10 protein-coding genes are annotated in these 12,429 nt (G+C 63.5%); 6 read left to right on the plus strand and 4 right to left on the minus strand.

Translation table 11 applies throughout. The features are described 5' to 3' along the window. Window positions 1-33: 33 nt before the first annotated feature. From purF to PCO31110_RS12740, 4 genes are all read left to right on the plus strand, one after another. Window positions 34-1,554: an amidophosphoribosyltransferase gene (gene purF / locus PCO31110_RS12725; protein ID WP_010807354.1), complete on the plus strand. Its 1,521-nt coding sequence runs from the start codon at window positions 34-36 to the stop codon at window positions 1,552-1,554. Window positions 1,555-1,801: 247 nt separating this feature from the next. Then, the gene (locus tag PCO31110_RS12730; RefSeq protein WP_036660939.1) at window positions 1,802-2,989 is read left to right on the plus strand and encodes an O-succinylhomoserine sulfhydrylase; all 1,188 of its coding nucleotides are present in this window, start codon (window positions 1,802-1,804) and stop codon (window positions 2,987-2,989) included. A gap of 14 nt (window positions 2,990-3,003) precedes the next feature. Next, window positions 3,004-4,074 carry a histidinol-phosphate transaminase gene (gene hisC, locus PCO31110_RS12735; protein ID WP_150690579.1) on the plus strand — a complete coding sequence of 357 codons (1,071 nt, stop codon included), beginning with the start codon at window positions 3,004-3,006 and terminating at the stop codon, window positions 4,072-4,074. A 227-nt stretch (window positions 4,075-4,301) separates the two neighbouring features. After that, on the plus strand, window positions 4,302-5,735 hold the full coding sequence (locus PCO31110_RS12740; protein ID WP_150690580.1) for an NAD-dependent succinate-semialdehyde dehydrogenase: 1,434 nt from the start codon (window positions 4,302-4,304) through the stop codon (window positions 5,733-5,735). A gap of 89 nt (window positions 5,736-5,824) precedes the next feature. Here the strand turns inward: PCO31110_RS12740 and PCO31110_RS12745 are convergent, their stop codons facing one another. From PCO31110_RS12745 to PCO31110_RS12760, 4 genes are all read right to left on the minus strand, one after another. After that, window positions 5,825-7,111, minus strand: coding sequence for an MFS transporter (locus PCO31110_RS12745; protein ID WP_150690581.1), 1,287 nt, complete (start codon window positions 7,109-7,111; stop codon window positions 5,825-5,827). Window positions 7,112-7,225: 114 nt separating this feature from the next. Beyond that, entirely contained in the window at window positions 7,226-8,836 is a 1,611-nt protein-coding gene (locus PCO31110_RS12750) for a phosphoethanolamine transferase (protein WP_144265673.1), read from the minus strand. A gap of 202 nt (window positions 8,837-9,038) precedes the next feature. Then, window positions 9,039-9,377, minus strand: coding sequence for a tRNA-binding protein (locus PCO31110_RS12755; protein WP_010807348.1), 339 nt, complete (start codon window positions 9,375-9,377; stop codon window positions 9,039-9,041). A 126-nt stretch (window positions 9,378-9,503) separates the two neighbouring features. Next, on the minus strand, window positions 9,504-10,289 hold the full coding sequence (locus PCO31110_RS12760) for a helix-turn-helix domain-containing protein (protein WP_150690582.1): 786 nt from the start codon (window positions 10,287-10,289) through the stop codon (window positions 9,504-9,506). Between the two features lie 289 nt (window positions 10,290-10,578). On the opposite strand from PCO31110_RS12760, the gene ssuE reads away from it, so the two are divergent. Together ssuE and ssuD are read left to right on the plus strand one after the other, a co-directional pair. Then, window positions 10,579-11,181 carry an NADPH-dependent FMN reductase gene (gene ssuE, locus PCO31110_RS12765; protein ID WP_150690583.1) on the plus strand — a complete coding sequence of 201 codons (603 nt, stop codon included), beginning with the start codon at window positions 10,579-10,581 and terminating at the stop codon, window positions 11,179-11,181. Between the two features lie 14 nt (window positions 11,182-11,195). After that, the gene (gene ssuD / locus PCO31110_RS12770; protein ID WP_010807345.1) at window positions 11,196-12,347 is read left to right on the plus strand and encodes an FMNH2-dependent alkanesulfonate monooxygenase; all 1,152 of its coding nucleotides are present in this window, start codon (window positions 11,196-11,198) and stop codon (window positions 12,345-12,347) included. Window positions 12,348-12,429: the final 82 nt, after the last annotated feature.

Below are 12,429 nucleotides of genomic sequence, written 5' to 3' on the forward strand. Positions count from 1 at the left end.
ACAGATTTCGCTGTTTTTTGAAGGATTTATGCCATGTGTGGCATCGTCGGTGTAGTCTCCAAGTCCCCTGTCAACCAGTTCATCTACGATAGCTTGCTGCTGTTGCAGCACCGCGGGCAGGACGCCGCCGGTATCGCCACGACGGACGGCCAGTCGTTCTACATGCACAAGGGCAACGGCATGGTGCGCGACGTGTTCCGCACGCGCAACATGCGCGACTTGCCGGGCACGGTCGGCATCGGTCAGGTACGTTACCCGACGGCCGGTTCGTCGAGCGCCGCACAAGCCCAGCCGTTCTACGTGAATGCGCCCTACGGCATCGTGCTTGCGCACAACGGCAACCTGACGAACTGGGAACAGCTCAAGGACGAGATGTTCCGCGTCGACCGTCGCCATATCAACACCACCTCCGATTCCGAAGTGCTGCTCAATGTGCTCGCGCACGAATTGCAGCAAAGCGCGCGCGACGGTCTGAGCGTCGCGTCGCTGTTCGAAGCGGTGGGTAAGGTACACGGCCGTCTGCGCGGCTCGTACGCTATCGTCTCGATCATCTCCGGCTTTGGGCTGCTCGCGTTCCGCGATCCGAACGGTATCCGTCCGCTGTGCATCGGCCGCTTCGATGGCCCGAACGGCACGGAGTGGATGGTGGCGTCGGAGTCGGTGGCACTCGAAGGCATGGGCTTCGCGTTCGAGCGCGACGTCAAGCCGGGCGAGGCGATTTTCATCAGCAACGACGGCGAACTGGTGTCGCAGCAGTGTTCCGAGTCAGTGTCGATGCACCCATGCATTTTCGAACTCGTGTATCTGGCGCGTCCGGATTCGGTGCTCGACGGCGTGGCGGTCTACGACGCGCGTCTGCGCATGGGCGACTATCTGGCCGAGAAGATTCGCCGCGAGATCGACTATCAGGACATCGACGTCGTGATGCCGATTCCGGACTCGAGCCGTCCGGCGGCCATGCAGGTTGCCAAGCGACTGGGCCTGAACTATCGCGAGGGCTTCTTCAAGAACCGTTACGTTGGCCGCACCTTCATCATGCCCGGTCAGGCGATGCGCAAGAAGTCGGTGCGCCAGAAGCTCAACGCCATGCGCGTCGAGTTCAAGGACAAGAACGTACTGATCGTGGACGACTCGATCGTGCGCGGCACCACCAGCCAGGAAATCGTGCAGATGGCGCGTGACGCCGGTGCGCGCAAGGTGATCTTCGCGTCGGCTGCACCGCCGGTGAAGTTCCCGAACGTGTATGGCATCGACATGCCCACGCGCAGCGAATTGGTGGCCTATGATCGCAGCGACGAAGAAGTGGCGCGCATCATCGGTGCCGACGAACTGATTTATCAGGACGTCGAGGACATGAAGGCCGCCGTGCGTGACATCAACCCGGCGCTGTCCGATTTCGATGCGTCGTGCTTCGACGGGAAGTACATCACGGGCGATGTGACGACCGAGTACCTGAACCGCCTGGAGCAACAACGCAAGGCACGGAAGGCGCCGGTCGCGGAAGCGAATGAGGGCGACGATAACGAGCCGCGCGGGGCTCAACTTGGCCTCTGAGCGGCGCCTGAGGCCGACCAGTCGGGCGAATGCCCAGTGGGCAGGGGGGATTTTCCTTCCTCGCCTGCAACGTGCTACACTGCATTTCACGTCGATTTGATTTCAGCTTGCGGACGTGGGGGAACATCCCCGAAACAGCTAAAGCGAGGCCTAGACAGATGGATTTCGAGCCCGTTTTGCTGAACAGCGAAACGGGCTTTTCTTTTTTTTGGCCGGCGATCGGGCCAACCCAATCACGAGATACACGATGGACTCCTTCGACTTCGATACCCTGGCGGTGCGCGCGGGGACGCAGCGCTCCGAGTTTGGTGAGCATTCCGAGGCGCTTTACCTGACCTCGAGTTTCGTATTCAAGAGCGCGGCCGAGGCCGCCGAACGCTTTGCGCATTCGGAGGAGGGATTCACGTACTCGCGCTTCACCAATCCCACCGTGTCGATGTTCCAGGATCGTCTGGCGGCGCTCGAAGGCGGCGAGGCCTGCATGGCGACCGCCTCGGGCATGAGCGCCATTGTCTCGGTGGTCATGGCCACCCTCTCGGCGGGGGATCACCTCGTCAGTTCGCAGAGCATTTTCGGCTCCACGCTGAACGTCTTCTCCACGATTTTCAGCCGCTTCGGTGTCGAGACGACCTTCGTCGATCCGACCGATCCCGAGGCGTGGCGCGCCGCGATTCGTCCGAACACGAAGATGTTCTTCCTCGAAACGCCGTCCAACCCGCTCACGGATATTGCCGACATCACCGCCATCGGCAAGATTGCCAAGGAGGCGGGGGCCCTGTTCGTCGTCGATAACTGCTTCTGTACACCGGCATTGCAGCGTCCCATCGAGTATGGTGCGGACGTCGTCGTGCACTCGGCAACGAAGTACCTCGACGGGCAAGGCCGTGTGCTGGGCGGCGCGATCGTCGGCAAGAAAGACTTCATCATGGGCAAGATCTTCACGTTCGTGCGCAGTGCCGGCCCGACCCTCTCGGCGTTCAACGCCTGGGTGTTGCTCAAGGGCTTGGAGACGCTGTCGCTGCGCATCGAGAAGCAGTCGGCCAATGCGCTCGCCATTGCGCAATGGCTGGAACAGCAACCGCAAGTGGCTCGCGTGTTCTACCCCGGGCTGCCGTCGCATCCGCAATACGAACTCGCGCAGCGTCAGCAGAAGGCGGGCGGGGCGATTGTCGCGTTCGAACTCAAGGGGGCGACGCCCGCCGAGCAGCGCGAGAACGCGTGGCGCGTGATCGACAACACGCGCGTGTGCTCGATCACCGGCAACCTGGGCGATACGCGTACGACGATCACGCACCCGGCGAGCACGACGCACGGTCGCATCACGCCGGAAGCACGCGCCGCCGCGGGCATCACGGAAGGGCTGATTCGTCTGGCGGTGGGGCTGGAGTCGCCCGCCGACATTCGGGCCGATCTGGCTCGCGGTTTCGTTAGCTGAGCGGAGCCGTCTCCATGAGTCGATTCTGGAGTACGGGCGTTGCCGATCTGACGCCCTATGTTCCCGGTGAGCAGCCGCAGATGCAGCGTCTCATCAAGCTCAACACCAACGAGAATCCGTACGGTCCGTCGCCGCGTGTGCTGGCTGCGATTCGCGAGGCGCTCGGCAGCGATGCCGACGCGCTCAAGCTGTATCCCGATCCCGACGCGCGCCGTTTCAAGCAGGCCATCGCTACGCGCTTCGGGCTCGAAGTGGCCAACGTGCATGTGGGCAACGGGTCGGACGAAGTTCTGGCGAATGTCTTTCAGGGGTTGCTGAAGCACGACAAGCCGATTTTGTTTCCGGACATCACGTACAGCTTCTACCCGGTGTATTGCGGGCTTTACGGCGTGGCGTTCGAGAACGTGCCGCTGACCGAGACGTTCGAGATTCGCGTCGACGATTATCTCAAGCCGAATGGCGGCATCATTTTCCCGAATCCGAACGCGCCGACCGGCCGCGTGCTGGCCTCCGGCGAGATCGAGCGTCTGCTGGCGGGGAATCCGGATTCCGTCGTGGTGATCGACGAGGCTTATATCGACTTCGGTGGCGAGAGTGCTGCGGGGCTGATCGCGAAGTATCAGAACCTGCTGGTGGTGCAAACACTGTCGAAATCGCGCTCGCTGGCCGGCTTGCGTCTGGGTTTCGCCATCGGGCATCCGGATCTGATCGAAGCGCTCGAGCGCGTGAAGAACAGCTTCAACTCGTACCCGCTCGACCGTCTCGCGCAGGCGGCTGGTGTGGCGGCCATCGAAGACGACGCGTATTTCGAGCAGACGCGTCAGGCCGTGATCGCGAGCCGTGAGGGATTGGTGACGCGTCTGAAAGCGCTTGGCTTTGACGTGCTGCCGTCGACGGCGAACTTCGTGTTCGCGCGTCACCCGTCGCACGATGCGGCACAACTGGCCGCCGCCCTGCGGGAGCGCTCGATCATCGTGCGGCACTTCAGGCACGCGCGCGTGGCGCAGTTCCTGCGCATCACCGTGGGCACCGAGGCCGAGTGCCAGAGCTTCACGCAGGCATTGAAGGAAATTCTGGCGGGCTGAAACGTGGTCCGGGGCGATGTCTTGTCGCAGAAGGCAAGGCCGCGTAATCCGGGCCCGAGAGGGCCGGTAGCGTTGGGGGAAAATAGTCCCTGCGCCGCCGGCTTTTTTTTCGTTTTCGTGTGATGACATGGCTGCCCACGCTGCAGCGCCCGGCTGCGCGGGGAGGGCAACAGGAATCCCCAGCCTGCGTTATTCTGTCGGGCGTGTTGCCAATCGGAGACTTCAGCATGTCGCACAACGTAGAACTTTTCATCAATGGACAGTGGAAGGCGGGCGCAGAAGGCCTCACGCTGCCGATCGAGAACCCGGCGACGGGCGAAATCATCGGTACGGTGGCGCGCGCTACCCAGCCGGACCTGGACGCAGCCCTGGCCGCCGCCGAAGCCGGCTTCGCCAAGTGGCGCGAAATCGCTCCGTTCGAGCGCGCGAAACTCATGCGCAAGGCTGCGGGTCTGCTGCGCGAGCGTGTCGGCGATATCGCACGTCAGATGACGATGGAGCAGGGCAAGCCCATCGGCGAAGCCAAGGGCGAAGTGCTCTCGGCTGCCGACATCATCGAATTTTTCGCGGAAGAAGGTAAGCGTGCCTATGGGCGTTTGATCCCGGCTCGCGTGCCGAACGTCTACCAGATGGTGATCCAGTCGCCGGTCGGTGCGGTGGCGGCATTCACGCCGTGGAATTTCCCTGTCAATCAAGTCGTGCGCAAGGTCTCGGCTGCCTTGGCTGCCGGTTGCTCGGTGATCGTGAAGGCCGCGGAAGAGACGCCCGCGTCGCCGGCCGCGCTGATTCGCGCTTTCGCCGATGCCGGTCTGCCCGACGGTGTGCTTAACCTCGTGTACGGCGTGCCGGCCGAAATTTCGTCGTACCTGATTCCGCATCCGGCCGTCCGTAAGGTGTCGTTCACGGGCTCCACGCCGGTAGGCAAGCAACTGGCCGCGATGGCCGGTCTGTACATGAAGCGCGTGACGATGGAACTCGGTGGCCATGCCCCGGCGCTGATTTTCAACGACGCGGACATCGCTGCGGCCGTGCGCAACCTCGCGGCAGGCAAGTTCCGCAACGCCGGTCAGGTCTGTGTTGCCCCGACGCGTTTCCTCGTGCAACGTGGTGTCTACGATCAGTTCGTCGACGCCTTCGTGAAGGCCGCCGAATCGTTGCGCGTGGGTAACGGTCTGGACCCGGAGACGACGATGGGCCCGCTGGTCAACGGCAAGCGTTTCGAAGCGATCAGCGCCATCGTGGACGACGCCGTCGCCAACGGTGCGCAGCTCAAGACCGGTGGTAAGCGTGTGGCCGAAGGCGGCCACTTCTACGCGCCGACGGTGCTGTGCAACGTGCCAATGAGCGCGAAGATCATGCACGAAGAGCCGTTCGGCCCGGTGGCCATCGTCAACCCGTTCGATACGGAAGAGGAAGCCATCGCCGAGGCGAACCGCTTGCCGTATGGTTTGGCGGCCTATGCGTATACGACGTCGCAAGGCACGGCGCATCGTCTGTCGGCGCGCATCGAGAGCGGCATGCTGACGATCAACCATGCGGGTCTGGCGTTGCCGGAGGTGCCGTTCGGCGGCGTGAAGGATAGCGGCTACGGTTCTGAGGGTGGACCGGAAGCCCTCGAAGCGTATCTGCAGCCGAAGTTCGTGACGCGTCTGGAAGTCTGACGCGTACCCGCTAAGGGAGAAAGCCGATGCGAGTTATCGCATCGGCTTTTTTTGTCGCTCACCGCTTGCCGGTGGCGATGACGGGCCGCCTATCTGGCGGGTGCGGCGTCGAGTGAGGTGAGCCGTGCGGCGGGAGAGCACAGGATGATGCCGAGTTGTGCGGCAAATCCGGCTGACATGCCGATCAGGCAGGCCTTGGTGCCGAAGCTCGCCGCGAGCCATGCGCCGAGAAACGCACCGAGAGGACGCGCACCGAACGTCGCGGTCATGGTTGCCGCCGACACGCGGGCTACTAGTCTGACTGGCGTGACGACCTGCCGCAGCGATGTCGTCGAAATCGTCCATACGATGGGGCCGAAACCGAACAGGAAGAAGGCACCAAAAACCACGCCATAGATCGTCATGCCGCCGGACAGCGGCAACGTTCCTGCCATCAACAGCGCCGCGACAGTAGCGCAAGCCGGCCCGAGAACGATTTGTCTGCCAAATCGGAAGTGTGCTGCGATGCGCGCATAGCCAAACGCGCCGCACACCATGCCGAAGCCGTAAACGCCCAGCGCAATGCCCACCATCTGAGCCGTGAACGCGAGCGAGTGAATCGCGTAGTACGCAAAGACTGCCAGCAGCAGGTACCACGAGGTATTGAAGACGAAGGCTGTCGCGACGATGGGGCGCAGGTATCGGTTCATGGCAATGAAGCGGACACCTTCCATCAACTCATGGAAAAAGTGACGCCGCGATATCGGTCGAGGTGCCTCGTGCGGTAGCCGCGACAGGCAATAGGCGCTGGCGAGCGAGAGCAGGAAAGCGCCGGAGAAGGCGGGGGTGCCCGAGGCCCACCCCGCGAGCAGGCCGCCGAGTGCTGGGCCGGCGGTGAATGCCACGCTGCGGGCAATCTCCAACCGTCGGTTCGCGGCGAGCAAGTCCCCTTGGCCCACGAGCGCGGCGACCAGCGAAGGGGCCGCCGCACCGAACACCACCGTGCCCGTTGCCATGGCAAAGCCGAGAACGGCCAGTGCGGTGAGCGTCAGCATGCCGCTGCGGAACAGCGCAAACAGAAGCAGCAGCGCAAGAGCGCGCAGCAGTTCCGTCGCGATCATGAGCGGTTTGCGCCGGTATCGATCGGCGAGCACGCCGGCGGGCAGCGACAGCAGCAGAAACGGCAATGTCGTTGCCCCTTGCAGCAACGCCGTCTGCGCTGCCGATGCGCCTAGCGCGATAACCGCCATGATCGGTATGACAGCAAGCGTCATCTGTTCGCTGAACTGCGCCGCCAGATTGGCTTGCGAGAGATTGTTCACCAGTGACGGGATACGCGGGGCATCGACGCGTTTTCCGGGCGAGACGGTTGCTTGCTGTGGGGTGCCATCGGCCATTGCGGCTGCTCCGTTTTTTGGGGGGGAAATCCCTTTGGCGCAGTCTAGTCCGATGCACAGGCGCAAACGCTCCGCTTCTTGCGCTTGAATTCGGGCGAAAACGCGGGCTTTGCCTCAGTAGGCCCGTCCGTTGATGCTGCGCGGGCGCGGCCGAAACGCGTCGCTCAACACATCGTGCGAGGCGTCGTAGTACGCCGAGTCGATATCGAGCATGCCCAGCATCGTGTGTTCGATCTGGTCGGTCTGATACGGCCGGGATTCAAGCGCGGCGCGTGTTTGCGAATTGATCTTGTCGCGAGTCCAGACAAGCATCGGAATTTCGTAGCCCGAGGCATCGGCGACCGACTGCCCCGTGTGATTGCGCGTATGACCGACTTCCTGCGCGTGATCGGAACTGAATAGCAGGCTGGCATCGGCCGATGCCGTGGCCGACATGGTCTTGCGGATCAGACTGGCGACGACGTAATCGTTGTATGCCATGGCGTTGTCGTATTCGTTGCGCAGACGGCGTACCCATAGCGAGCGTCCTTGTGCCTCAAGCGTGGTCATGACGGCATCGTCGCTGTTGTCGAAGCGCGCGAACTCCTCGGGGTAGCGCATATCGTAGGTCGGATGCGCGCCCAGCAAATGCACGATGATGAGCTTGCGAGGCGCGTCGCTCGCGAGTGCGGCGTCGAACTCGGGCAGCAGATTGCCATCGAAATTGTTCTCGCCCCGCCCAAACCCCTTGTTGATGAAGACGCGCTCGTCGGCGCGATTGGCCACCAGTCCGAGCCAGCCGTCGTTGGGCACCTGATTCGAGATCCAATAGGTGCGATACCCGGCTTCCCGGGCGAGCATCACGAGATCGGGCTGACGCGTCCAGGCCTCGGGATCGTCGAGGCTCGCCGGCGTGAGCATCTTCATGAGCGACGCCATCGTCGCCGGCTCCGACGACACCACATCGCGGAACACGGTGAGGTCGTCGCGCATCGAGTTGAGCATCGGTGTGGTATTGCGCGCGTAGCCGTAGAGCGACATGTTATTGCGGTTCAGGCTCTCACCGATCACCCACACGACAGTCTTGCGCTCAGGCCCGTGATACTGCACGCGCCAGTCGGCGCGCTGCGCCATGTTGCGTTCGAGTTCGCGTTGCAGCTTGGCGGCGTGGGCCAGTTGTCCCTGATAGTCGAGATAGCGAATAGGCCAGTAAAGCAACGGGTTTTCCTTGGCCATCGTCGGATTCAGGTGCAGCGCGAGAAAGCCGGTGAGCAGGCTGGCAACGGCAATCTTGCCGCTGCGGCGCAGCGAAGGCGGGGCGCTCGTCGCCTCAGCGCGCGACAGGCGGCGCTCCAGCACGATCACGGCTGACATCAGTATCACGAAGACGGTGCTCGCCTCGACGATGTCGCGCCAGTTGTGACGGAAAAACTCGCCAGCCTCCGACGGGTTGGTGTTGAACACCGCCTGCAACACCAGCAGATGATTCGGACGCAGGCCGAAGTAATCGCGCAGGAACCCTTTGGTCGCCGCGTCGAGGAAGAAGGCGGCAATCACGCAGAGCGTTGTCGCGCTCAACCACGCCGCACGCGAGCGCAATAACAGGCAAAGGCCGGCGAGTCCGGGCAGGGCCGTCGCCATGAGCGCCGCACTCTTGCCGTATTCGCTGGCGCCGAGCATGCCGAATGCCCAGAACAGGGCGAGTCCGCCCAGTCCGAGACAAAGGCGATAAAGCAGTGATTTCAAGATGATGTCCCCCATGACTTCGCGCACGTCGTTGCGTGCCTGTCGATCACCGGCGGACCTGTGCCGGCCGATGTTGCGATTCGACCGAAGTTTTGGGAATTGGTGTCGCATGTCCGAAAAATTTTCGGACGAATGCCATTCGGCATTCGGATGTCTCCGACCGGCGACGCCCGGCTGTTAGCGATGCGCCGGGCGGCCCCGGTCAGTGCAGTCGCGCGCCGTTGGGGACGGGGCGTTCGACACCCGCGAGGACAATGGCGCCGCCGGTGTCGGCAAAACCGGTAATCAGGACTTCCGAGACGACCCCGGCGATGCGCTTCGGCGCGAAGTTGCACACGCACAGCACCTGCGTGCCCACCAGCGATTCCGGGGCGTAGTGCACGGTGATCTGTGCGCTTGACGTCTTTACGCCCAATTCCCCCAGATCGACTTCCAGCACATAGGCGGGCTTCTTCGCTTTCTCATTGACGCGGGCCGCCACAATCGTGCCCACGCGCAAATCGATCCTCTCGAAGTCCTGCCACTCGATGGTCTCGGCCATGTCCTGTTCCCTATTTCTTTGTCGACGGATGAATAGGCGCAAAGCGTAGCGCGTTGCCGCCGGTCCTGGCTTGTGAATTTCGGCAGACGGAAGCCGGCCCGGGGCGGCGCAACGGGTGCAGTCGGATCAGTTGACTGAGGCGGTGACGCCGCACCCGGTGTGTTCGCGACGCCAGACAGCGGGCGTTTTACCGAAGTGTCGACGGAAGGCATGGGTGAGGGCGCTCTGGTCGTTAAAGCCCACATCGAGGGCGATGTCGGCGAGCGTCGCGTCGTTCGCGGCCAGCAGAGACGCCGCGCGCGCGAGCCGAAGGCGCATCAGATGCCGATGAGGTGTCTCGCCGCTCAGCGCGACAAAGCAATCGTGAAAATGCCGCACGCTCATTCCGGCCTCTCCTGCCAGCGTGGCGATATCGGGCGGTTTCGCCAGTTCGGCTTGCAGCCGGGTGTCGATGCACGCCAGATCCAGCCGGACAGTGCGCAACGCGGGCCGCGCCGGTGCCAGGCGCGCCACAAGCGCGGTAAGCCACTCACGCACGACCGGATCGTCTGCACTCAGGGGGTGTCCGTCGTCCACGCTCGCGCTCACCTGCTGGACCAGTGCCAGCAGCTTTGCGTCGAGTGCAAAAAACGCTTCATGTGAGAACGCCCGTTCTGTGCCTGTCATTGTGGCGAGGTGCGACGGCACATCCAGCACGACCTGACGATTGGGCCCGTCGCCCCGGTAATCGTGCCGCACGCCCGCCGGGATCACAACACCGTTGCGCGCCCCCACGCGACCGGACTGCGTGGCGTCGCCATCCAGCGAAATCGACATGCGTCCCGAGAGTCCGATCACGACCTGATGAAAATCGTGCGTGTCGGTGCTGTCGGTCGGACGGTACTCGCGCAGTTCGAGGATCGGGGCAGACATGATGGAGGTGACGTGAAAACGGCAAACGCTCGGGAATCAAACGTTAGCACCGTCCTGAGGAATAAGGCGTGGAAGGTGCATGACTTCAGGTTATGAAAAAACGCGCAAAGCAATCCCGGATTCATTGGTTCGGGTGCACAGGGCGGATCGCTACACTGATTCTCCAGTAGCCGGGACGATCCGGTAAGCACTGCGCAAGCCGCCCGTCGGGCCGTTGTGCGCCCGGTGCGCTTTGATTCCTCAGGGCCAGCGTGCCAGCACGCATACGGCCCGTCTTTGGCAGGGAAGTATGACATACGCCGTCACGATCTCGGGCAGCCCGTCGGCCGCCTCGCGCAGCGCCCGTTTGCTGCGGTTTGTCGAATCCGAACTGGCTGCGGCCGGCATTGCGGTGCGCCGCATCGACATACGTGCGCTCTCGCCGGCAGCGCTACTCGCCGCCGACACGTCGCACGACGACCTTCGTCATGCGCTTGCGCAAGTCGCCGGTGCGCAAGCCGTGATTGTCGCGACGCCGGTGTACAAGGCCGCCTACAGCGGTCTGCTCAAAGCCTTTCTCGACGTGCTGCCGCAAGACGGTCTCGCCGACAAGCTGGTCGCACCGTTTGCCACCGGGGGCAGCCCTGCACATCTGCTCGCACTCGATTACGCGCTCAAGCCGGTGCTTTCCGCTCTCGGCGCGCAGCACATCCTGCGCGGCGTGTTCGCTGTCGATCAGCAGGTGCCGAAGGAAGAGGGCGCCACGCTCGATGCGTCGATCGCCCAGCGACTGGGCGCGACGGTCGATCAGCTCTCGCAGTGGCTGCATGAACGCGAGGTGATTCGTCAGTGGCCGGTCGCGGCGGCCGCTGCCGCACGCACGGCTGCGGCCCGGGCAACGCTCGCCGCCTGAGTGCCGGAGTTCGCATGCAAGTCTTCTGGTTCATTCCGACACACGGCGATACGCGTTACCTGGGGACCTCCGACGGCGGACGGGTGTTCGATTTCGATTACGCGCGGCAGATCGCCAGCGCCGTCGATTCGCTCGGATACGAGGGGGTGTTGCTGCCCACGGGACGTTCTTGCGAAGACGCCTGGGTGACGGCATCGAGCCTCATTGGCGCCACACGCCATCTGAAGTTTCTCGTCGCCGTACGGCCGGGGATCGCTTCGCCCGCGCTTACCGCGCGTATGGCGTCGACGTTCGATCGCCTGTCGGGGGGCAGGTTGTTGATCAACGTCGTCACAGGCGGTGACGCGGGCGAACTCGAAGGCGACGGCTTCTTCGCCGGCCACGCCGAGCGTTACGCCGTCACCGACGAGTTCCTGCGCATCTGGCGTTCGCTGTTCGAGAAATCGCACCGCGGCGAGCGCGTCGATTTCGAAGGCAAGCATCTGCGAGCCAAGGGCGCGAAGCTGTTTTTCCCGCCGGTACAAACGCCGCATCCGCCGCTGTACTTCGGTGGCTCGTCGGAGGTGGCGCGCCAGATCGCGGCCGAGCAACTCGACGTCTATCTGACGTGGGGTGAGCCGCTGGCCGACGTGGCCGAGAAGATCGCCGACGTGCGTGCGCGCGCCGCCAGACTCGGGCGCACGTTGCGCTTCGGCCTGCGTCTGCATGTGATCGTGCGCGAGACGGAAGACGACGCATGGCGCGCGGCCGACGCCCTTATCAGCAAGCTCGACGACGAGACCATCGCGGGTGTTCAGGCGCAGTTCGCGAAGATGGATTCGGAAGGCCAGCGGCGCATGGCGGCACTGCACGGCGGACGCCGCGACAAGCTCGTGATCGCGCCGAATCTGTGGGCGGGCGTGGGGCTCGTGCGCGGCGGGGCAGGTACGGCACTCGTGGGCGACGGGCCAACCGTGGCGCAGCGTCTGCGCGAGTACGCCGATCTGGGCATCGATACCTTCATTCTGTCGGGATATCCGCATCTCGAAGAGGCGTACCGCTTCGCCGAACTGGTGTTCCCGCATTTGCCGCGCAACGTGCGCGAACGGCTCGGCAATGTTCCGCTGGCTGGGCCGGTTGGCGAAGTCATGGCCAACAACATCGTGCCGAAGGCGTCGCAAAGCTGAGCGCGCGGAATGCGCTGCACGGCGTCGAACCCGCCTCACCATGAATTGAATTGAAGAGAAGCGAGGCTGCAATGCCTCGGGG

The organism is Pandoraea communis, assembly GCF_902459745.1.
GTDB classification, from domain to species: domain Bacteria; phylum Pseudomonadota; class Gammaproteobacteria; order Burkholderiales; family Burkholderiaceae; genus Pandoraea; species Pandoraea communis.